Source organism: uncultured Sulfitobacter sp., from assembly GCF_964021855.1.
GTDB lineage: Bacteria > Pseudomonadota > Alphaproteobacteria > Rhodobacterales > Rhodobacteraceae > Sulfitobacter.
On sequence record NZ_CAXHZD010000002.1, the window covers coordinates 835,800 to 858,320 of the forward strand.

18 protein-coding genes are annotated in these 22,521 nt (G+C 58.1%); 12 read left to right on the plus strand and 6 right to left on the minus strand.

The window, feature by feature from the left end; translation table 11 throughout:
• Positions 1-14 precede the first annotated feature (14 nt).
• Positions 15-1,268: a VWA domain-containing protein gene (locus tag AADJ11_RS10315; protein WP_341234421.1), complete on the plus strand. Its 1,254-nt coding sequence runs from the start codon at positions 15-17 to the stop codon at positions 1,266-1,268.
• Here the strand turns inward: AADJ11_RS10315 and purL are convergent.
• Complete coding sequence (gene purL / locus AADJ11_RS10320) at positions 1,265-3,424, minus strand: phosphoribosylformylglycinamidine synthase subunit PurL (RefSeq protein WP_341234422.1); 2,160 nt, start codon at positions 3,422-3,424, stop codon at positions 1,265-1,267. The genes AADJ11_RS10315 and purL overlap by 4 nt on opposite strands.
• A 251-nt stretch (positions 3,425-3,675) precedes the next feature.
• A complete protein-coding gene (locus tag AADJ11_RS10325) occupies positions 3,676-4,581 on the minus strand; it encodes a LysR family transcriptional regulator (RefSeq protein WP_341234423.1) in 906 nt (301 codons plus the stop codon).
• 244 nt (positions 4,582-4,825) lie between these two features.
• Here AADJ11_RS10325 and AADJ11_RS10330 point away from each other — a divergent pair, with 244 nt between their 5' ends.
• From AADJ11_RS10330 to AADJ11_RS10375, 10 genes are all read left to right on the plus strand, one after another.
• Positions 4,826-8,242 (plus strand): indolepyruvate ferredoxin oxidoreductase family protein, encoded by a 3,417-nt coding sequence (locus AADJ11_RS10330; RefSeq protein WP_341234424.1) that lies wholly within the window; start codon positions 4,826-4,828, stop codon positions 8,240-8,242.
• Between the two features lie 66 nt (positions 8,243-8,308).
• A complete protein-coding gene (locus tag AADJ11_RS10335) occupies positions 8,309-9,196 on the plus strand; it encodes a lysophospholipid acyltransferase family protein (protein WP_341234425.1) in 888 nt (295 codons plus the stop codon).
• A 12-nt stretch (positions 9,197-9,208) separates the two neighbouring features.
• On the plus strand, positions 9,209-10,018 hold the full coding sequence (locus AADJ11_RS10340; RefSeq protein ID WP_341234426.1) for an aspartate/glutamate racemase family protein: 810 nt from the start codon (positions 9,209-9,211) through the stop codon (positions 10,016-10,018).
• A 34-nt stretch (positions 10,019-10,052) separates the two neighbouring features.
• Complete coding sequence (argC, locus tag AADJ11_RS10345) at positions 10,053-11,078, plus strand: N-acetyl-gamma-glutamyl-phosphate reductase (protein WP_341234427.1); 1,026 nt, start codon at positions 10,053-10,055, stop codon at positions 11,076-11,078.
• A gap of 6 nt (positions 11,079-11,084) precedes the next feature.
• Positions 11,085-11,528 (plus strand): cytochrome c maturation protein CcmE, encoded by a 444-nt coding sequence (gene ccmE, locus AADJ11_RS10350; protein ID WP_341234428.1) that lies wholly within the window; start codon positions 11,085-11,087, stop codon positions 11,526-11,528.
• Positions 11,529-11,607: 79 nt separating this feature from the next.
• Positions 11,608-12,219, plus strand: coding sequence for a holin-associated N-acetylmuramidase (locus AADJ11_RS10355; protein ID WP_341234429.1), 612 nt, complete (start codon positions 11,608-11,610; stop codon positions 12,217-12,219).
• Positions 12,210-12,785: a holin family protein gene (locus tag AADJ11_RS10360; protein WP_341234430.1), complete on the plus strand. Its 576-nt coding sequence runs from the start codon at positions 12,210-12,212 to the stop codon at positions 12,783-12,785. The genes AADJ11_RS10355 and AADJ11_RS10360 overlap by 10 nt, the downstream gene beginning before the upstream one ends.
• A gap of 72 nt (positions 12,786-12,857) precedes the next feature.
• Entirely contained in the window at positions 12,858-14,822 is a 1,965-nt protein-coding gene (locus AADJ11_RS10365) for a heme lyase CcmF/NrfE family subunit (protein WP_341234431.1), read from the plus strand.
• On the plus strand, positions 14,819-15,271 hold the full coding sequence (locus AADJ11_RS10370) for a cytochrome c-type biogenesis protein (protein WP_341234432.1): 453 nt from the start codon (positions 14,819-14,821) through the stop codon (positions 15,269-15,271). The genes AADJ11_RS10365 and AADJ11_RS10370 overlap by 4 nt, the downstream gene beginning before the upstream one ends.
• Before the next feature lie 71 nt (positions 15,272-15,342).
• Entirely contained in the window at positions 15,343-16,119 is a 777-nt protein-coding gene (locus AADJ11_RS10375; protein ID WP_341234433.1) for an enoyl-CoA hydratase-related protein, read from the plus strand.
• A gap of 9 nt (positions 16,120-16,128) precedes the next feature.
• Here the strand turns inward: AADJ11_RS10375 and AADJ11_RS10380 are convergent, their stop codons facing one another.
• The 3 genes from AADJ11_RS10380 to gltX all read right to left on the minus strand — a co-directional run bounded on the left by AADJ11_RS10380 (position 16,129) and on the right by gltX (position 19,640).
• On the minus strand, positions 16,129-16,428 hold the full coding sequence (locus AADJ11_RS10380) for a hypothetical protein (RefSeq protein ID WP_341234434.1): 300 nt from the start codon (positions 16,426-16,428) through the stop codon (positions 16,129-16,131).
• 402 nt (positions 16,429-16,830) lie between these two features.
• Positions 16,831-18,126: a citrate synthase gene (gene gltA, locus AADJ11_RS10385; RefSeq protein WP_341234435.1), complete on the minus strand. Its 1,296-nt coding sequence runs from the start codon at positions 18,124-18,126 to the stop codon at positions 16,831-16,833.
• A 113-nt stretch (positions 18,127-18,239) separates the two neighbouring features.
• Positions 18,240-19,640 (minus strand): glutamate--tRNA ligase, encoded by a 1,401-nt coding sequence (gene gltX / locus AADJ11_RS10390; protein ID WP_341234436.1) that lies wholly within the window; start codon positions 19,638-19,640, stop codon positions 18,240-18,242.
• A 125-nt stretch (positions 19,641-19,765) separates the two neighbouring features.
• On the opposite strand from gltX, the gene AADJ11_RS10395 reads away from it, so the two are divergent.
• A complete protein-coding gene (locus tag AADJ11_RS10395; protein WP_341234437.1) occupies positions 19,766-21,799 on the plus strand; it encodes a ComEC/Rec2 family competence protein in 2,034 nt (677 codons plus the stop codon).
• A gap of 18 nt (positions 21,800-21,817) precedes the next feature.
• Here the strand turns inward: AADJ11_RS10395 and lexA are convergent, their stop codons facing one another.
• Positions 21,818-22,516, minus strand: coding sequence for a transcriptional repressor LexA (gene lexA / locus AADJ11_RS10400; RefSeq protein WP_341234438.1), 699 nt, complete (start codon positions 22,514-22,516; stop codon positions 21,818-21,820).
• Positions 22,517-22,521: the final 5 nt, after the last annotated feature.

Here is a 22,521-nt window from a genome sequence, read left to right on the forward strand (position 1 = left end):
ATGACGTAACAATTATGGTCGAACTTCCTGAACTTGAGCTCCCCGATAACCCCAAACTTGCGGGCAACATCACCCATTTCGCCCGTGCCTTGCGCCGCGCAGGGCTACCCATCGGGCCGGGCCGCGTCATTGATGCTATTCGCGCGGTCGAGGCAGCAGGTTTTACCGATAAGGTCGATTTTTACTGGACGCTTCATGCCTGTTTCGTGAACCGCCCTGAACACCGCCGGGTGTTTGCACAATTGTTCCGGCTCTATTGGCGCGATCCGCGCTACCTTGAACATATGATGGCCGCGATGCTGCCTGCCATTCGCGGCGTGCAGGAAGACCGCCCCGCCCAAGCCGCGGAAAAACGCGCGGCGGAGGCGTTGCTGGACGGCGCGCAAGCCCCGCAGAGCGAGGGCGAGGAAAAAGAGCCGGAGGAAACACTGGTCGAGGTTGACGCCAGCCTGACCATGTCCACCCAAGAACGCCTGCGCACATTGGATTTCGAACAGATGAGCCTTGCCGAGATGGCAGAGGCCAAGCGCATGCTGGCGCGGCTGACCTTGCCGGTGAAACCCATGCTATCGCGGCGCAGCATGACCGCCCCTAATGGCCGCATAGACGTGCAAAAAACCATGCGGGCCGCCCTGCGGCGCGGGGGCGAGATGGACAAGCTGGCGTTTAAACAACCGCGCCCGCGCTATCCCAACTTGGTTGTACTTTGCGATATCTCAGGCTCGATGAGCCAATATTCCCGCGTTGTGCTGCATTTCCTGCATGCGGTCAGCAATGCCAAAGGGGCGGGCTGGGCCAAGGTGCATGCCTTTACCTTTGGCACGCAGCTGACCAACATCACCCGCCATCTGGCCACCCGCGATGTGGATGCCGCGCTCAAGGCTGCCGGCGCGCAGGCGCAAGATTGGGAAGGCGGCACGCGCATCGGATCTTGTATCGAGGCGTTTAACCGCGACTGGTCGCGGCGCGTGATGGGGCAGGGTGCCGTGGTGTTGTTGATCACCGACGGGTTGGATCGCGATAATCCTGATGATCTGGCGCGTCAGATGCAGCGGCTACACCTGACGGCGCGGCGGTTGATCTGGTTGAACCCTCTGCTACGTTGGGACGGTTTCGCGCCCAAGGCCGCGGGCATCCGCGCGATGCTGCCGCATGTGGACAGTTTTCGGGCGGGCCATTCCATTGCGTCGCTTGAAGAACTGGCAACCGTGATTTCCCGCCCCGATGATATGGGCGAGAAAGCACGGCTTGTGGGAATGATGGATTAGGCAAAGGTCTCGGCAAATGCACCACGATAGGTCGCGCTCAGCTCGGCCAGCGGGACTGTGACACCGCCAAGGCTCACTTGGTCACCGCCGAATTTACCGACGCTTTCCAGATGCAATCCGGCCTGAGACGCGGCTATCATTAGCGCCTCGGCTTGGTCAAAGTTGCAGGCGATCAGATAGCGTGCCTGATCTTCGCCGAACAAGGTTTGCGTGTCAGCGGAATCAAGCGAGACACCGATACCAGCCTCTTCGGCCAGTTCGAACGCGGCGAGGGCAAGGCCACCGTCGGACAGGTCGGTACAGGCTTTGATCATCTCGCGGTTGTTGCGGATGAATTCACCGTGGGCTTTTTCAGCGGCCAGATCGACCTTGGGTGCGTCGCCGTCGCGGCGGTTGAACACCTCTAGCAGCAGGGCAGATTGGCCCAAATGACCCTCTGTCGCGCCCAGAACCAGCGCCACATGGCCGTCGCGCACGTCTTTGCCGATGATGTCGTCGATATGGTTCAGCAGGCCCACAGCGCCGATTGTGGGCGTGGGCAGGATGCCTTTGCCGTCGGTTTCGTTATACAGCGACACGTTGCCTGACACGATGGGCATGTCCAGCGCCGATACCGCCTCGCTGATGCCTTTGATCGCGCAAACGAACTGGCCCATGATCTCGGGCTTTTCAGGGTTGCCAAAGTTCATGTTGTCGGTGGTTGCCAAGGGCAGGGCCCCAACAGCGCAAAGGTTACGATAGGCTTCGGCGACGGCCTGTTTGCCACCCTCGAATGGGTTCGCTTTGACATAGCGTGGCGTCACGTCCGACGTGAATGCGATGGCTTTGTCGGTGCCGTGCACGCGTACGATACCAGATCCCAGACCGGGGGTACGGGCGCTGTCGCCCATGACCATGGTGTCATATTGTTCGTAAACCCAAGCTTTGGACGCATAGTTTGGGCTGGCCAGCAGGGCGCGCAGCCCGTCAATCGGATCAATGCCCGGCACATCCGACAGCGGTTCGGCCGCAGGGGTTTCGACCCAAGGGCGGTCATATTCCGGCGCGGTGCCAGAAAGTGCTTTTAGCGGCAGGTCGGCTTTGACCTCGCCATTATGCACGATCAAGAAGCGGTCTTCTGCGATGGTTTCACCGACGATGGCAAAATCAAGGTCCCATTTGTCGAACACGGCTTTGGCTTCGGCCTCAAGCTCGGGGCGCAAGACCATCAGCATGCGTTCTTGGGATTCGGACAGCATCATTTCATAGGCGGTCATGTTCAATTCGCGGGTCGGTACCTTTTCAAGGTCCAGACGCACACCAAGGTTGCCCTTGTCGCCCATTTCCACGGCGGAACAGGTCAGGCCAGCAGCGCCCATATCCTGGATCGAGATCACAGCACCCGTGGCCATCAATTCAAGCGTCGCTTCCATCAGGCGTTTTTCGGTGAAGGGGTCACCGACTTGGACAGTGGGGCGCTTGTCTTCGATTGTGTCGTCAAATTCGGCCGAGGCCATGGTCGCGCCGCCGACACCGTCGCGGCCGGTTTTCGCACCAAGGTAAACGACGGGCATGCCGACGCCGGAGGCTGCGGAATAGAAAATCTTGTCGGTGTCGGCCAGGCCGGCGGCAAATGCATTCACAAGGCAGTTGCCGTCATAGGCCGTGTCAAAGCGGACCTCGCCCCCAACGGTTGGTACGCCAAAGCAGTTGCCATAGCCGCCGACGCCCGCAACGACACCATGCACCAGCTGGCGCGTCTTGTGGTGTTCGGGGGAGCCGAAGCTGAGGGAGTTCATCGCCGCGATGGGGCGCGCGCCCATGGTAAAGACGTCGCGCAGAATGCCGCCAACGCCGGTTGCTGCACCCTGATAGGGTTCGATGTAGGAGGGGTGGTTGTGGCTTTCCATTTTGAAAACCAGCGCCTGACCGTCGCCGATATCAACGATCCCGGCATTTTCGCCCGGCCCGCAAATAACCTGTGGGCCCTCGGTCGGCAGCGTGCGCAGCCATTTCTTGGAGGATTTATACGAGCAATGCTCGTTCCACATCGCCGAGAAAATCCCAAGCTCTGTAAAACTGGGTTCGCGTCCGATGATATCAAGCAGGCGCTTGTATTCTTCGTCGTTGATCCCGTGGCTTGCGATAAGTTCTGGCGTGATGGCTGGTTCGGTCATAGTGCGGATATCCCCCTAGCAGATATGGCGGTACTCTTAGAGTAAGGCTGGCGCGGGGAAAAGGCCAAAGGACCGTTGAGCCATAGCCAAAAAAAAGGCCGAGCATAAAGCTCGGCCAAGTCCAACAGGGAGGTATGAAGTGACAGCCCAAAGGCGTCGGTCTTCATACTGCCCAATTAGGTGGCACATCTGCACGGATCAAGACAGAAGTTTGAAAAATTCGGCATGCCCGCTATGCGAAAAACGCATAGCTATTCTGCGCGGCGGTCCCGCAGGTGTTTGCGGTGGGTGATGATCTCGTCTTGGACAAAGTCCTTGAACGCCGCGACACGCTTTGAGGCGCGTAATTCTTCGGGGTAGGCTAGAAATACCGGAACATCCGCCGACTCGGTATCGGGAAGAACCTGCACAAGGTCTGGGAAGTCTTCGGTCAGGTAATTGGGCAGAACGCCGATGCCCAAATGATGAATGACGCCCTGAAGCACCCCAAAGTAGTTGTTGACCGTCAGCATCGACCGGACGTCATGCATCATAAGCCGTTGAACAAGGGTCAAACCGGCATTTACCTGATCGCTTTCGGTGTTTTGGCAAATCAGGCGGTGTTCCGACATATCCTCAAGCCGTTGGGGTGTGCCGTGTTCGGCCAGATATTCGGGCGAGGCAAAAAGGCGCATCTTGATCATCATCAGCTTTTTGCGGACCAGATCAGCCTGAGAGGGTTCCTTCATGCGGATTGCGACATCGGCCTCGCGCATGGGCAGGTCCAGCACGCGTTCTTCTAGCATCAGGTCCACTTTGAGGTCTGGGTATTTCTCGTATAATTTGGGCAAGCGCGGGGCGAGCCATAGGGTGCCGAAGCCCGTGGTCGTGGTGACGCGCAGTTCGCCGAACACTTCTTCTTCGCTGTCGCGAATGCGGGCGGCGGCGGTGTCGAGCCGTTTGCTCATCGCGACGGTGGCATCGAACAACAGTTCGCCCTGTTCGGTCAGAATCAGGCCACGGGCGTGACGGTGGAACAGATTGGTGTTTAACTGTTCCTCAAGCCCGCGAATTTGCCGACTGACAGCGGATTGCGACAGGTTCAACTTATCACCGGCATGGGTCAGGCTGCCGGCATCTGCGACAGCGTGAAAAATCCTGAGCTTGTCCCAATCCATGAGGACTTCCTTTTTTAAGGATGATCTTTATCAAAGAGCACCGTTTTTGCGCCAAGTGCTCTTTAAAAACAACCCTTAGCAATGGTGCAGTGCAAACTAGCGCAGGAAAGATGAATATCCCATTGTTTATGTCGATTATTTCATCGTTTCGTCTAAGGGGCATCGGAAGACGACGCTAGACAGGTCAGCTTTTATGACCTAGATTGATGTAAATGGATCAATCGCTCGTACGGGAGGACGCGCTATGGGTACTCAAAAGATTTCTTTGAATGATCGGTTCGACTTGGAAAAGTCCCCCGTTTTGCTGAACGGTACGCAAGCGTTGGTGCGTATGATGATGATGCAAAAGGCGCGTGACCGGGCCGCTGGTTTGAACACCGCCGGATATGTGACCGGCTATCGCGGCTCGCCGCTGGGTGCCGTCGATTTGCAGATGGAGCGCGCGGCAAAACCTTTGGCCGAATATGACGTCTTGTTCGAGGCCGGATTGAACGAAGATTTGGCGGCGACAGCCCTTTGGGGCACCCAGCAGGCCGAATTGCGCGGTGAGGGTAAATACGACGGTGTCTTTGGCCTGTGGTACGGCAAGGGGCCAGGGGTCGACCGTTCGGGCGACGTCATGCGTCACGCCAATATGGCCGGGTCGTCCAAACATGGCGGCGTGCTGATGGCGATGGGCGATGACCACACCGGTGAATCCTCGACCGTGCTGCATCAATCCGAATGGGCGATGGTCGATGCCTATATGCCCGTGGTCAGCCCGGCAGGCGTGCAAGAGATACTGGACTACGGCATCTACGGCTGGGCACTCAGCCGTTTCAGCGGCCTTTGGGTCGGCCTTAAGACGATGAAAGACACGGTCGAGGCAACGTCGGTCGTGAATGGTGATCCGAACCGAATGAAATTGGTCACGCCGCAATTCGACATGCCAGAAGGCGGGCTGAATATCCGTTTGGTTGATACGCCGCATCTGCAAGAAGCGCGGATGATCGACCACAAACGCTATGCCGCCGAGGCGTTCAGCCATGCCAACAAGATGGACAAACGCATGTGGGGCAAGGCGGGTGCCAAGATTGGCATCGCGGCAGCGGGCAAAAACTGGCTGGACGTGATCCACGCCATGAGCTTGCTGAACATCGACGAAAACGAAGCCGAACGTCTGGGGATCACCCTTTACAAGATCGGCCAGACCTTCCCGTTGGACATGAAGGGTTTCCACGCCTGGGCCGAGGGCCTTGATCTGGTGATCGTGGTCGAGGAAAAGCGCAAGCTGATCGAGGTCCAGATCAAAGAGGCGTTGTTTTCCGACACCCATCGGCGTGTCTATGGGTGGCACAAAGGCGGCGGTGCCGGGATGGAGCATGGCGAAGAGCTGTTCCCGACCCGCGGCGCGCTTGACCCGATCTGGATCGCTGAAAAGCTGGGCGGCATCTTTATCGAAGAAGGCCGCAACACCGATGGCATCAAAGCCGGGATGGAGGCGCTGGACACAGCGCGCCGCGCCGATAACGCCGAAGATATCGCCGCGCGTGTGCCGTATTTCTGCTCGGGCTGTCCGCATAACTCGTCCACCAAATTACCGGATGGCAGCCGCGCCTATGCGGGCATTGGGTGCCATTATATGGTGCAATGGATGGACCGCGAAACCACAGGCTTCACCCATATGGGGGGCGAAGGCGCGAACTGGATCGGTGAATCGCGTTTCTCAACCCGTGAACATGTGTTCCAGAACCTTGGCGACGGCACCTATAACCATTCCGGCATTCAGGCGATCCGCGCCGCTGTCGCGGCAAAGACCAACATTACCTATAAAATCCTTTATAATGATGCGGTTGCCATGACCGGCGGCCAGCATAACGAAGGCGATCTGGACGCGCCGCGCATTGTCGCCGAATTGCAAGCAATGGGCGTACAGAACATCGCCGTGGTCTATGACGAGAAAGAAGACGTGGACCCGGCAGCCTTTAAGGGCGTTCCAATGTTCGAGCGTGCCGAGCTGCAAACGGTTCAGGAAAACTTTACCAAGCATAAAGGCGTCAGCGCCATCGTCTATATCCAGACCTGTGCGGCCGAAAAACGCCGCCGTCGCAAACGCGGGCTGTTTCCTGACCCCGACAAGCGCGTGTTTATCAATACGGATGTCTGCGAGGGCTGTGGCGATTGCGGGGTGCAATCCAACTGCGTGTCTATTGTCCCGGCCGAGACCGAGTTGGGGCGCAAGCGGGCGATTGATCAATCCTCCTGCAACAAGGATTTTTCCTGCGTCAAAGGGTTTTGCCCGTCTTTCGTAACGCTTGAGGGCGCGAAAATCCGCAAGGACCCGACGACCGAGGTGAAAATTCCCGATCTGCCCATGCCCACGCTGCCAGCGATTGATGGCACGTTCAACGTTGTGATTACGGGTGTCGGCGGTACTGGCGTTGTGACCATTGGTGCCGTGCTGGCACAGGCCGCACAGATCGACGGCAAAGGTGCCGGCATGATGGAAATGGCGGGCCTTGCTCAAAAGGGTGGTGCTGTGCACATCCACTGCCGTCTGGCCAACCGCCCCGAAGATATCAGCGCCATCCGCGTGGCAACAGGTGAAGCAGATGCGCTGATTGGTGGCGATCTTGTGGTGTCTGCGGGGACCAAAACGCTGGGCCTGACCCGCGCTGGGCGCACAGGCGCGGTGGTGAATTCGCATCAGATCATCACGGGCGATTTTACCCGCGATACCGAATTCCAGATGCCCTATGACCGCCTGACCCTCGCGCTTGAAGCACGGCTAAAGGACGACGTGGCGCTGTTTGATGCATCCGATCTGGCTAAGGCGACGCTGGGGGATTCGATATACTCCAACATGATGATCTTTGGTGCGGCGTGGCAAAAAGGGCTGGTCCCGCTGTCGCTAGAGGCGCTGCAAGACGCAATACGGCTGAACGGGGCCGCTGTTGAGCGGAACCTGAGGGCGTTCGAGCTGGGCCGCTGGGCGGTTTTACACCCCGCAGAGGCCGCGCAGGTCATAACGCCCAACGTGGTGCAAATGCCCAAAACGCTGGACGACCGCATTGCCTTTCGGATGGATCATCTGAAGGCCTATCAAGGCAAAGGACTGGCCAAACGCTATGCCAAGATGTTGGAGCCGGTCACGGACAAATCTCTGAAAGAAGCGATGGCCTTGGGCTATCACAAGCTGTTGTCTTATAAGGATGAATACGAGGTTGCGCGGCTGTTGAAAACAACCCGCGACAAGGTGAATGCCGAGTTTGATGGCGATCCCAAAATCACCTTTAACCTTGCGCCACCGATGCTGTCCAAGACCGGCGCGGATGGTCGCCCGATGAAACGTGCGTTTGGCGAATGGCTGGAAATGCCGCTTGCGGTGTTGAAACGGTTCAAGTTTCTGCGCGGCACGCCATTTGACCCCTTTGGCCGGACGGAAGAACGCCAGATGGAACGCGCGCTGATCAAGCAGTATGAGGCCGATATGAAAGACGTGCTGCCTAAACTGACGGACCAAACCCGCGATGCAATCGTCGCACTGGCCGAACTGCCCCTGCAAATCCGTGGCTTTGGCCCGGTGAAACAGGCGAACGAGGCCAAAGCCGCCAAACGTCGCGAGGAACTGCTGGCCGTGATCCACGCCGGGGGCACGACAACGTCCAAGGCGGCTGAATAACGGGTTGTCATCTGGCTGTCATGAAGGTGGTGTACGGCAGGGCCGTTATCCAAGAAGGAGCCTGAAATGGGTCAGCTCAAGCCGCTTTCTGCCCGCGAGATCAGTTATGCCTATTCGGCCCGCAGCAAACCGGGCCGAGCTTTTATCCGGTTGATGGAAAATTCTACGGGCAGATTGGGGCTGATCAAGCGCGCGTGGGGCTATGAGCAAGACATGGCGGCGGGTGGATGCTTTTTTGAAGTGATGGCGCGCCGCTATGGGCTGAGCTTGGATATCGCGGGCGGTGGCTTGGACAGTATTCCCGCCACGGGCCCGGTGATTTTTCTGGCGAACCATCCCTATGGCATTCTTGATGGCTTGATGCTGGGCCATATCATGTCGCGCACGCGGCCTGATTTTAAGATCATGGCGCATTCGGTTTTCAACCGCGCGCCGGATTTGAACCAGCATCTGCTGCCCATCAGCTTTGACACAACCAAAGAGGCGCTTGCGCTAAACCTGCACACCCGCAAGACCGCGCTGACGTATCTGGGGCAGGGCGGGGCCGTGGGTATCTTTCCGGGTGGGACGGTCAGCACCGGCGCTCGGCTGTTTTCGAAACCGATGGACCCAAGCTGGCGCAGCTTTACCGCGCGGATGATCGCCAAGTCACAAGCCGTTGTTGTGCCTATCTATTTCGACGGTCACACCAGCCGCATGTTCCAGATTGCCAGCCATTTGCACAGCAGTTTGCGCATGGGGCTGCTGATCAAGGAGTTCCGCAAACGCGTCGATACGCCCGTGCGTGTCGTGATTGGCGACCCGATTGGCAGAAACGTGCTGAACCCTTTGTCAAAAGACGCAAAAGCGATGATGGATTTCCTGCGCAAAGCCACGTATGACTTGTCTCCGGACCCGGGCAAAATTTTTGATCTGGGATTTGAGTTTGAAGATCGGCATCGCGCCGACAGGTGACGGCAAGAGAACATGGCAGTTGGTATTTTCGATTCGGGCCTTGGCGGGCTGACCGTTTGGGACGCTGTGCAGGCGCAGTTGCCCGATGTGGATTTCGTGTATCTGGCCGATAGCGCCCATGCGCCTTATGGCGTGCGGACGGCGGATGACATCTATAATCTGACGGTTGCCGCGACCCAGCGGTTGTTTGATGCGGGCTGTGATCTGGTGATTTTGGCCTGCAACACCGCCTCGGCTGCCGCATTGCGGCGGATGCAGGAATCGTGGGTGCCGTCGGATAAACGCGTTTTGGGTGTTTTCGTGCCCCTGATCGAGGCGATGACCGAACGCGAGTGGGGCGATAATTCCCCCCCGCGCGAGGTGAATTTGAAACATGTGGCGCTGTTTGCAACGCCTGCGACGGTCGCAAGCCGGGCGTTCCAACGTGAACTGGCATTCCGGGCGATCGGCGTTGATGTTGAGGCACAGGCCTGCGGAGGCGTTGTTGATGCGATCGAGGATGGCGATTTCATCTTGGCGGAGGCATTGGTGCGCAGCCATGTGGATGCTTTGCAGCGCAAGATGCCACATCCGCAGGCGGCCATTCTGGGCTGTACGCATTATCCGCTGATGGAGGAAACCTTTCGCGATGCGCTTGGGCCCGATGTCAAAGTGTTCAGTCAGGCCAATCTGGTGGCGCGCAGTCTGGGTGATTACCTGAAACGGCATCCCAATATGATGGGCACCGGCACGGGCGCGTTTCTGACCACGGGTGACCCCAAGAAAGTCAGCAGCCGCGCGACGCAATTCTTGCGACGACCGCTGACATTTCAGGCCGCATAACACTTTTACTTCTTTTCCAAACGGAACCCGACATATGTATAATATCGCAATTCTTGGTGCCTCTGGGTACACAGGTGCCGAACTGATCCGGTTGATCGCTGGACATTCATCCATGAAAATCAAGGCTTTGGGGGCGAACTCTAAAGCGGGGCAATCGATGGCCGAGGTGTTCCCGCATCTGCGCCATCTGGATCTGCCAGCGCTGGTGACCATCGACGAGATTGATTTTTCAGATATCGATCTGTGCTTTTGCGCATTGCCGCATAAAACCAGCCAAGAGGTCATTGCAGCCCTGCCAAAAGACCTGAAAATCGTGGACCTGTCCGCCGATTTCCGGCTGCGTGACCCTGAGGAGTATACCAAATGGTACGGCAACCCCCATGCCGCACTTGAGCAGCAGAAAGAGGCGGTTTACGGGCTGACCGAATTCTACCGTGACGAGATCAAGAAGGCGCGGTTGGTTGCTGGTACGGGCTGTAATGCCGCCACTGGCCAATTCGCGCTGCGGCCCCTGATTGAAAAAGGCGTGATTGATCTGGATGATATTATCCTCGATCTGAAATGTGCCGTTTCTGGTGCGGGTCGGGCGCTTAAGGAAAACCTGCTGCATGCGGAATTGTCCGAAGGGTATCACGCATATGCCGTTGGCGGGACGCACCGGCACTTGGGTGAATTTGATCAGGAATTTTCAGCCGTCGCTGGCCGCCCTGTAAAAGTGCAGTTCACCCCGCATCTGATCCCCGCCAACCGCGGTATTCTGGCAACCGTCTATGTCAAAGGCGATGCGCAGGTGATCCATGATACGTTGGCAGTTGCCTATGCAGACGAGCCGTTTATCGAGGTGCTGCCCATGGGCGAGGCCCCCAGCACGCGGCATATTCGTGGATCGAACTTTTGTCATATCAGCGTTGTGGCCGACCGGATCGAAGGGCGCACAATCGTGATTGCCGCGCTGGATAACCTGACCAAGGGGTCAAGCGGGCAGGCGTTGCAAAATGCCAATCTGATGTTAGGTATTGAAGAGACCGAGGGGCTGATGATGGCCCCGCTATTTCCCTGAGGGTGCATGAAAAGTCTTAAAAAGCAGCGTCGGATTCAGGTGATCGCAGTGGCGGTGGTGGCATTGGTGCTGTCCACCGTGCTGATCGGCTATGCGATGCGTGACGGCATTAACTTTTTTCGCGCCCCAAGTCAGGTGATTGCAGAACCGCCCGGCCCGAACGAGGTGTTTCGCATCGGTGGGCTGGTCGTCGAAGGGTCGCTGATCCGTGGCGACGGCGAGACAATCCGCTTTTCGGTGACCGATGGTGGGGCGATTGTTCCTGCGACTTATACCGGCGTTCTGCCCGATTTGTTTGAGGAAAACCAAGGGATGGTTGGCACGGGACGCTACATTAACGGCGTCTTTGAAGCGACTGAAATCCTTGCCAAACATGACGAAACATATATGCCCAAGGAAGTCATAGACGCGTTGAAAGACCAAGGCGTTTATGTGGAGCCCGAGAGCTAGGACCGAACGGACCGCTTTTCATACGTTAACGAAAGACCCTGCACCTTTGCGCCACTGAAACGCGCAAGGGGGTATGCAGATGAGCTCGGTCAAAGACATCGCAAGGGGCATCGTTGTCCGTGAGGGCGGCTTTGTGAACGACCCGGATGATCCGGGCGGGGCCACGAATTTTGGCGTCACGATCCACACAATGCGCCGCTTGGGTGTTGATTTGAACGACGACGGTGTGGTGGATCAGCGTGATCTGCACCGCCTGACGCAAGACGATGCCGTCGACATATTTATCCAACATTATTTCCATGCGCCCCAGATCGCAGGCCTGCCCGAGGCGCTGCATGCAAGCGTGTTCGATATGTATGTGAACGCCGGGGCCAATGCGGTGAAAATCTTGCAGCGGCTTTTACGGACCATGGGCTATGATATCGCCGTTGATGGCGCGCTTGGGCCGCAAAGCCATACTGCGGCCCATGACGCCTATGCGCGGGGACCAAAGGAAATGGTGGACGCCTACGGCATTGCGCGGCGGAACTATTATCTACGACTGGCCGATCAACGCCCCGCCAGTCGCAAATACGCGCGCACAAGGGCGGGGGGCAAAGGCGGGTGGATCAAACGGGCCGAGGAATTTATCGCCCCGAAATACCATCTGAGCCAGTCAGCATTCAGCGAAAGGACAGCGTCATGGGGGTGATCGACAAGGTGATCGGGCTGGTATTCGGCAACAGCGGCGAAATGGTGCGCGACACGGTCGAAGTGTTTCGCGAAAACGCCGAAAAAGGCGCGCAGCGGTCTGCGGAGGCACAGGATCAGGCGATGGCGCAATATGCCGCCGAGTTTGCGATTGAACGTAAGGGCGGGTTTGACCGCTTTATGGACGGGTTGAACCGGCTGCCACGCCCCGCGCTGGCGCTTGGCACGCTGGGGTTGTTTGTAACGGCGATGGTCGATCCGATCTGGTTTGTGGCGCGTATGCAAGGGATTGCGCTGGTGCCCGAGCCGTTGTGGTGGTTGCTGGGTGTGATCGTATCGTTCTATTTCGGCGCGCGGCATCAGGTGAAAACCCAGGAATTCCAACGTTCTATCGTGCGCACGATTGCGCAGGTGCCTCAGGTCGTCGGCAATATCCGGTCGATCAATGCCCTGCGCCACGATTCTGTTCAGGGGGCCGCGACCGGGGCGGATTCAGCGCTGTCCTTGGCGGTGATCGAGGATGCGGAAAACCCCGCGCTTGAGGATTGGCGCAAAGCAGCGGTCTAGCTGCGACGCTTTGCGCGCCAAGGGGGCGTGAATGGGCATGGCAAGGTGCGCGTTTGCGGCCTATAATGCGGCATGATTACAGAACTCGGACATTTCGCGCTTATCCTCGCCTTTGGCGTTGCCATTTTTCAGACGGTTGTTCCGCTGATCGGTGCCTATAAACGCTGGCCCGGCTGGATGGCCGCCGCCGAGCCCGCGGCTGGCGCGCAATTTGCCCTGACGGCACTGGCCTTTGGTGCGCTGATGTGGGCGTTTATCACCTCGGATTTCTCGTTGCGTTTGGTGGTGCTGAACAGCCATTCGATGAAGCCGATGTTGTATAAAATCAGCGGCACATGGGGCAACCACGAGGGGTCGATGCTGCTGTGGGTGCTGATCGTATCGCTGTTTGGCGCAATGGCCGCGTGGTTTGGCGGGAACTTACCGCAAAGCCTGCGCGCCCGTGTCTTGGCGGTTCAGGCTGCCATCGGCGTGGCGTTCTTTGCCTTTATTCTATTCACCTCGAACCCGTTTTTACGCCTTGCGACACCGCCCTTTGACGGGCAGGATTTGAACCCGCTGTTGCAAGACCCCGGTTTGGCCTTTCACCCGCCGTTCCTTTATTTAGGGTATGTTGGCCTGTCGATGACCTTCAGCTTTGCCGTTGCCGCCCTGATCGAAGGGCGCATTGACGCCGCATGGGGCCGTTGGGTGCGCCCTTGGACATTGGCGGCCTGGATTTTCCTGACTATCGGCATCGCGCTTGGGTCCTGGTGGGCCTATTACGAGCTGGGCTGGGGCGGTTTCTGGTTCTGGGATCCGGTTGAAAACGCGTCCTTTATGCCATGGCTTTTGGCGGCTGCATTGTTGCACTCGGCCGTTGTGGTGGAAAAACGCGAAAGTCTTAAAAGCTGGACGATCCTGCTGGCGATCCTTGCGTTTGGGTTTTCGCTGATCGGCACATTTATCGTGCGCTCGGGCCTGCTGACCTCCGTCCATGCCTTTGCCAATGATCCGGAACGCGGCGTTTTCATTTTGATGATTATGGCGTTCTTTATGGGCGGCGCTTTGGTGTTGTTCGCGATGCGCGCATCGGCGTTAGAGGCGAAGGGCGTGTTTAGCATCGTCAGCCGCGAATCTGCTTTGCTGGTGAATAACGTGCTGCTCGCTGTTGCGTGTTTTGTTGTTTTCATCGGGACGATGTGGCCGCTGCTGGCCGAGATGTTCTTTGACCGCAAGCTAAGCGTGGGACCGCCGTTCTTTAACGCGGCATTCACGCCCTTCATGGTACTGCTGGGGCTGGTGTTGCCCATCGGTTCGGCCATGCCGTGGAAACGCGCGCAGATCGGCCGTGCGTTGAAACCGTTGCGCTATGTTTTCGTGCTGGCGCTGGCGCTTGGCGGCTTGGCCTATGTGATCCAGACGGGCCGCAGCCTTTTGGGGCCGGTTGGCATGTTCTTGGGTGCCTGGATTGTGATGGGCACCGTGGTTGATCTGTTGGGCCGCACCGGGCGTGGGCAGGGGCGGTTGCGCCGCCTATTGCGTTTGCCGCGCGCTGATTGGGGCAAAATGACCGCCCATGCCGGGCTTGGCGTGACGATGGCAGGGATCGCTGGCCTGATGGCGTGGAACATTGACGATATTCGCGCCGTGCCCATTGGCGGGACAATCGATGTGGGCAGCTATACCGTTCAGCTTGATAATGTTGAGCGGTCTCAGGGGCCGAATTATGTGGCGACCACCGGCTATGTGACCTTGTTCCAAGACGGCAAAGAAATCGCACAACTCCGCCCCGAGAAACGGTTTTACCCCGTGGCGCAGATGCCCACGACGGAGGCCGCGATTGATTACAACCTGCTGCGCGACGTCTATGTGGTGATCGGGGATGAACAAGACACGGGCGGTTGGGTTATTCGGACCTATGTCAAACCTCTGACAAACTGGATCTGGATCGGCTGCGCGCTGATGGCCTTGGGTGGTTTGCTTAGCCTGACGGACAGACGGTTTCGGGTGGCTGCGGGGGCGGCCAAACGCGCAACAGCGGTGCCAGCAGAATGAGGGCGCTTTTGATTGCACTCATGTTGTTGGTCACGCCCGCCTTGGCGGTGCAGCCCGATGAAATCCTGTCAGATCCGGTGCTTGAGGAAAGGGCGCGCGATCTTTCCAAGGGGCTGCGCTGCCTTGTGTGCCGTAATGAGAGCATCGACGAAAGCAACGCCAGCCTTGCCCGCGACCTGCGGATATTGCTGCGCGAACGGTTGGTCGCGGGGGATAGCGACCAAGAAGCCGTTGATTTCATTGTTGATCGCTATGGCGAATACGTTCTGCTTAATCCCCCCGCGTCGGGGTCGACGTGGCTGTTGTGGGGGGCTGGCCCGCTGATGCTGCTGCTGGCTGCCGGGCTGGGCTATGGCTATTTGCGCGGACGATCGCGTGCCCCGGCACCGGATCAAACCCCGCTTAGCCCCGAAGAACAGGCCCGTCTGGACGAAATTTTAAAAAGGTAACGCGTGGTTTTACTGGTCCTGTGGGCAGCATTGGGTACAGTGCGCGCAAACCTGCAGATTGGACCTGACCGATGGATTACCAGACCTTAACCTTTGACCTGACCGACGGCCTTGCCGTTATCACGCTGAACCGTGCCGATAAGATGAACGCGCTGACCTCGCAGATGCGCGCAGAGATCGAACATGCCTTTACGCAGGCGGGCAAGCTGGCACGCTGTGTGGTTGTAACGGGGGCAGGGCGCGCGTTTTGTTCGGGCCAAGATCTGGGCGATAGCAACGGCGGCGCTGCCATGGATCTGGAGCGGACCCTGCGTGACGAATACGCCCCCATGCTGCGTGCGATTTCGAATTGCCCGGTGCCGACGATTGCCGCCGTCAACGGTGCGGCAGCGGGGGCGGGGGCAAACCTCGCGCTGGCCGCCGACATCGTGATCGCCACTGAATCGGCCTATTTCTTGCAGGCGTTTACCCGTATCGGTTTGATCCCGGATGCAGGCGGCACATACACATTGCCGCGTCAGATGGGCATGGCCAAGGCCATGGGGGCCGCGCTGTTCGCGGATAAGATCAGCGCCCGTCAGGCAGATAACTGGGGCATGATTTGGGAAGCCGTCCCCGACGCGGAATTTGACGGGCATTGGCGTGCCAAGGCGGCACAATTGGCCAGTGGCCCAACCATGGCCTATGCATCAACCAAGAAAGCCATCCGTGAAAGCTGGGATAACTCCTTTGAGGATCAACTGGCGTTGGAGGCACGCGAACAAGGTAAATGCGGCCAATCGCGTGATTTCAAGGAAGGCGTTATCGCGTTCCTGCAAAAGCGGATTGCCAAATTTGAAGGGCGGTAACTGCGACGCCTAAATCGAGCGTTCGATCAACAGAACGTCGTCTGGGCGCAGTGTAGGGCGCGATGTGCAGGCCACCACAGCCACCGCGACACCATCGGCCCACACCGTCTGAACAGAGCTGGACACCTTTTTCACCGTGATGTGCGGAGGTGTCTGGCCTTTGTTATAAATCACGGCAATCTGGTCGCAGTTTTGATGATTGTCGCGCACAAAAGACCCCTGCGGGCAGTTCTGTTTCAGCGCCTCAACCGATTTCAGGCTGGTCGCATTGTCCCACTGAAGATCGGCCTCTTTATCTAAAACTGCCATCGCTGCAATCCTCTGTCTCTTATTGTGGAATGCCTGCACGCCGTTGAAAATCTGCTCGATTTTCAGAAAAGACAGATGTGCGGCCCCCACCGATTTCCCCCAGTTTATTGGTGCCCGCTGATGTCGGTCAATCAAGTTCGCTAATTGTTCAATGTGGGGAAACAAAAGCACAGAACCGCCGCAGTCTGGGCGGTTTGGTTTCGAAATGTCGAAAAATGGATGGAAACAATCGGGGCGTGGGGGCGTGTTTGATCACGCGCGCTGCCTTGGGTTGATTCTAATTGAGCGTATTATGCGCCTATTTGGAGCATGGGCCGATCGCAATTCCGCTGGATGCACTGCAGGCGCAAAAAAAAACGCCCCGCCATATGGCGGAGCGTTAAAATCAAATTCGCGCTGATATCAGCGGTTTTCGATGTCGATGTAATCGCGCTTGTTTTCACCCAGATACAGCTGGCGTGGACGGCCGATTTTAAGCTGTGGATCGCTAATCTGTTCTTTCCACTGAGAAATCCAGCCAACGGTGCGCGCCAATGCAAAGATTGGCGTGAACATTGAGGTTGGAAAGCCCATGGCCTCAAGAATGATGCCGGAATAGAAATCGACGTTCGGGAACAGTTTCTTTTCTGCGAAATACGGATCTTCCAGCGCCTGTTTCTCAAGTTCTTTGGCAACTTGCAGGATTGGGTTGTTTTCAACGCCAAGTAGTTCAAGAACCTCGTCGGCGCTTTCCTTCATCACGGTCGCGCGGGGGTCGAAGTTTTTGTAAACGCGGTGACCAAAACCCATGAGGCGGAACGGATCGTTCTTGTCCTTCGCCCGTGCGATAAACTCTGGAATGCGGTCCGGCGTGCCAATTTCCTTGAGCATTTCAAGGCATGCTTGGTTCGCACCACCGTGTGCAGGGCCCCAAAGACAGGCGATCCCGGCAGCAATACAGGCAAACGGGTTCGCACCCGAGGAAGACGCCAAGCGCACAGTCGATGTGGACGCGTTTTGCTCGTGATCGGCATGCAGGGTAAAGATACGATCCATCGCGCGGGCGAGGATCGGATCAACCACATATTCTTCGGCAGGGACGGCGAAACACATGCGCAGGAAGTTCCCGGCATAATCGACATCATTGCGAGGATAAACAAAGGGTTGGCCGATGGTGTACTTATACGCCATGGCCGCGATTGTTGGCATCTTGGCGATCAGACGGATCGTCGCGACCTCGCGCTGATGCGCGTCATTGATATCTGTGCTGTCATGGTAGAATGCAGACATTGCGCCGACGACACCGACCATGATGGCCATTGGGTGCGCGTCACGGCGGAAACCACGGAAGAAATTAATCATCTGTTCGTGGATCATGGTGTGGTTGGTCACCAGATTTTCAAACTCTTCCAGCTTCGTTGGCGAAGGCAGCTCACCATAAAGCAGCAGGTAGCAGACCTCTAGATAGTGCGACTGGCTGGCCAGTTGATCGATGGGGTATCCGCGGTGCAGCAACACACCTTCGTCGCCATCGATGAACGTAATGGTGCTGTCACAGGCAGCGGTCGACGTAAAACCAGGGTCATAGGTAAAGACGTTCGCCTGCGCGTAAAGCTTGCGAATATCCATGACATCGGGGCCAGCCGTTGGGGAATGAATGGGTAATTCATAGCTTTTTCCGTCGATGGTCAACGTTGCTGATTTTGTACTCTCGGCCATGAAGTCCCTTTCTACCGTTGGCGGTGTGCGTTTTGCCCACCGTCCGGCACTTGCCTGAATTGGCGTGTGCGTTGTGTTATCTCGCGTTTGGTTGAGATTTGCTTAAGCATCCCTCAAACCGCTGCGTCCTGCAATCTGGCAAGGCTTTCATCACGACCCAAAACCAGCAACATATCAAATACCGATGGGGTAGCTGCCCGACCGGCAAGGGCCGACCGCAAAGGTCCGGCCAGTTTGCCAAATTTGGTATCATGTGCGGCGGCAAAGCCGTTCAGCGCGTCTTCCAGCGTTTCTCGATCCCAGTTAACATTCTGCAACTGCGGCGTCAATTCTCTCAGTATACCACGGGATACATCATCTAGATTTTTCGCCGCTTTTTCATCCGGTACGATGGGGCGACTGGTCAAGACAAACTGTGCTTTTTCAAGGAGTTCGGGGAAGGTTTTTGCCCGATCTTTCAGGCAATACATCGCCCGCTCCAGCCCATCACCTTGTTGCGACGTTAGGGCAGGAAGGCCCGCAGCACTCAGGTATGCCTCGATCTCTTGCCGCAACGCAGCGTCATCGGCGACGGCAATATGCTGGCCGCAGATATTTTCCAGCTTTTTAAGGTCAAACTGGGCAGGGCTTTTGCGGATACCGTCCAGATCGAACCATTCTTTTGCCTGCGCATCGGTGAAAAATTCGTCGTCACCATGGCTCCACCCCAGACGGGCAAGATAGTTGCGCATGCCAGCGGCAGGATAGCCCATGGCCTGATATTCCTGCGCGCCCAAGGCACCGTGACGTTTCGACAGTTTCTTGCCGTCAGAGCCATGAATCAGCGGGATATGCGCCCAAACCGGCACGTCCCATCCCATTGCATTATAAATCATCATTTGACGCGCGGCGTTGTTCAGGTGGTCATCCCCGCGGATTACATGGGTCACGCCCATATCATGGTCATCAACGACAACGGCCAGCATGTAGACGGGGCTACCATCGGAACGTAACAAAACCATGTCATCCAGCTGGTCGTTGCCGATCTTTACATCGCCCTGAACGCGGTCGTGAATGATCGTCTCACCACTTTGCGGCGCTTTGATGCGCACGACATAAGGCGCGTCAGGGTGGGTGGCTGGGTCAGCGTCACGCCAGGGCGAATGATACAGCGTGCTGCGTCCTTCGGCCTTGGCGGTGTCGCGGAACGCGGCGATTTCTTCTTGGGTCGCGAAACATTTATAGGCCCTGCCAGCGGCAAGCAGTTCAAGTGCGACCTCCGCGTGACGGGCTGCATTCTCGAACTGGCTGACCACTTCGCCGTCGTGATCCAGCCCCAGCCACGCCATGCCTTGCAAGATCGCATCGGTGGCCTCGGGCGTATAGCGCACGCGGTCTGTGTCTTCGATCCGCAGCAGGAACTTGCCGCCACGGCCCCGCGCATACAGCCAGCTGAACAGCGCTGTGCGTGCACCGCCAATATGCAGATAGCCGGTCGGCGAGGGGGCAAAACGGGTGACGACAGGCTGTGTCATGGGCGGCGTCCTTTCAGAAGAAATGGCACGGAAATCCCCTTGGGCGGGGGGCCGTTTATCATTTGCTAACCATGCTGCGGCTAGCGTCAGGGTCTATCTATCTAGTGCGGGGATCGGGGGCAAGTATGGGCCTGATACAAGGTCTATCGCAGATGATGTTGCAACAGCGCGGGCACCTGTTCGGCTGGGTGCCGGTCTGCCTTGCCTGCGGTATCGGCTGTTATTTTATGCTGACGGTCGAACCGGCGCTGCCCGTTCTGATCGGGTTGACCGCGGGCGCGGTGGCGCTGATTTGGGTACAGCGGTTTCTGCCCGAAGGCATCAGCCCCGTTTTCGTGGCCATCGCCTTGGGAATGATCGGGTTCGATTTGGCCGCCTTACGCGCGCATGCTGTGGGCGGGCCGGTCTTGGGCTGGCGCTATTACGGTGCGATCGAAGGGCGCATTGTAGGGATTGATCGCAGTCAGTCTGACGCCTTGCGCCTGACCTTGGACCGTGTGGTTTTGGAACGGGTTTCCGACGCCCGCACCCCGACGCGGGTGCGCGTGTCGCTGCACGGCGATCAAAGCCACAGCATTACCCCAGAACCGGGGATGCGGGTGATGACGACGGGGCATTTGTCGCCGCCCAGTGGTCCGGTGGAGCCGGGCGGTTTTGACTTTCAACGCCACGCGTGGTTCGCGCGGCTCGGCGCTGTGGGCTATACCCGCAATCCGGTTCTGGGGGCCGCCGCAGCATCGCAGGGTCGTGCGGGCCTGCTGGTTTTGCAGGTGCGCATGGTGGCATCGGCGCGCGTGCAGGCAGCCCTTGAGGGGGACATTGGCGGATTTGCGACGGCGATCACAACGGGGGATCGCAGTGCCATCAGCCAAACCGCATTGTTTGATCTGCGCGCCAGTAACCTCGCGCATTTGCTGGCGATTTCCGGCCTGCACATGGGGTTGCTCAGCGCCGTTGTTTTTGGCGCGCTGCGGCTGGTGCTCAGCCTGATCCCATGGGTTGCCCTGCGTTGGCCCACCCGCAGTATTGCGGCGGCGGGCGCGCTGGTTGCTGCCACTGGCTATCTCGCGCTTTCGGGTGGGAACGTGGCGACCGAACGCGCATTCGTGATGGTTGCCGTGGCCTTGGGCGCGCTGATGCTGGGGCGGCGCGCGCTTAGCCTGCGGGCGGTTGCCATTGCTGCGACGATTGTTTTGACCCTCAGACCCGAGGCGTTGATGGGGCCGGGGTTTCAGATGTCGTTCGCCGCGACCACAGCACTGGTGGCGGTCTTCGGCTGGCTGCGCGAGGCAGAGCTGTCATTGGGGCCAAAATGGCTCGCCCCGGCGGTCGCGACCTTTATCTCATCTGCTGTGGCGGGCGTCTTTACGGCCCCTGTGGGCGCGGCGCATTTCAATTCGATTGCGCATTTCGGGCTGATCGCGAACCTTTTGTCGGTGCCATTGATGGGCCTGTTGGTCATGCCAGCGGCAGTTGGCGCGTTGGTTATGGCCCCCTTCGGTCTGGATCATTTGGCGTTGTGGATCATGGGCTTGGGCCTGCGTTGGATATTGGCCGTGGCGGCATTCGTGGCCGATCTTGACGGGGCGCAGGGCCATGTCAAAGGGCCGGGTGTCTGGGTGCTGCCGCTGATGGCGCTTGGGTTTTTGTGGCTTTTGCTGTGGCAGGGGCGTTTGCGTTTTGCGGGCCTTGCGGTTGTCGTCGCGGCATTCGCCTTGTGGCATCAGGCCGCGCGGCCGACGGTCTTAATCGCCGATACGGGCAATTTGGTTGGCGTCATGACAGCCCAAGGTCGCGCGTTGAGCAAGGCCAAGGGGGCAGGGTTCGTTGCCCGAAACTGGTTAGAGAATGACGGCGACGGTGCAGAACAGGCAGACGCTGCCGCGCGGTGGGGGCCAAATATGCGTATCGGGGGGCAAGAGATCATCCACTTGTCCGGCAAACGCGCGGTTGCTGCCTTTGCTGGATGTACGGTGGGGCAGATTGTCGTGTCATCGGTTGAGATTGATCGCGCCATCGGTGATTGCGTAATTTTTGACCCGCCCCACCTGCGCAAAACCGGCGCAATCGCCATGTCTGTGAACGACGGTCAGCTTAAAATGCAAACGGCCCGCCAAAGGGCGGGCACGCGGTTGTGGGCGCAATGGCCAGACATGTAGTCTGGCCAATAGGTGCGATTAATATGTGCGGATCAAACCCACCAGACGCCCCTGAATCTTGACCATATCAGACGGGAACACCCGCGTCTCGTAAGCCGGGTTTGCGGCCTCTAGCGCGATTGAACTGCCGTGGCGTTTAAAGGTCTTGAGCGTTGCCTCGTGATCCTCGACCAGAGCGACCACAATATCACCGTCATCGGCGACAGATGTTTCGCGGATCACCACAACATCGCCGTCGTTAATGCCCGCCTCAATCATCGAATCGCCTTTAACCTCAAGGGCATAGTGTTCGCCGCTGCCGCTGATCATATTCCCCGGCACCGCCACGGAATGGGACATGGTGGAAATCGCCTCGATCGGGACACCGGCGGCAATCCGGCCCATCATCGGGATATCAGTCGACGATCCGGACACCGATTGCGCGGCGGCGGGGGGCGGGCTGTCGGGCCGGTCGCCATCAATAATGCGGGGGGTAAACCCGGGCTTTGGCAGGCCGCCCATGCTATCTGGTAATTTTACCACTTCGATGGCGCGGGCACGGTGGGCCAGACGGCGGATAAACCCGCGTTCCTCAAGGGCTGTAATCAGACGGTGGATGCCGGATTTAGATCGCAGGTCCAATGCTTCTTTCATCTCGTCAAAGCTGGGCGGCACACCGTCGCGCTGAACGCGCTTGTGAATGAAAGCCAGCAGGTCGAGTTGTTTTTTCGTCAGCATCCGAA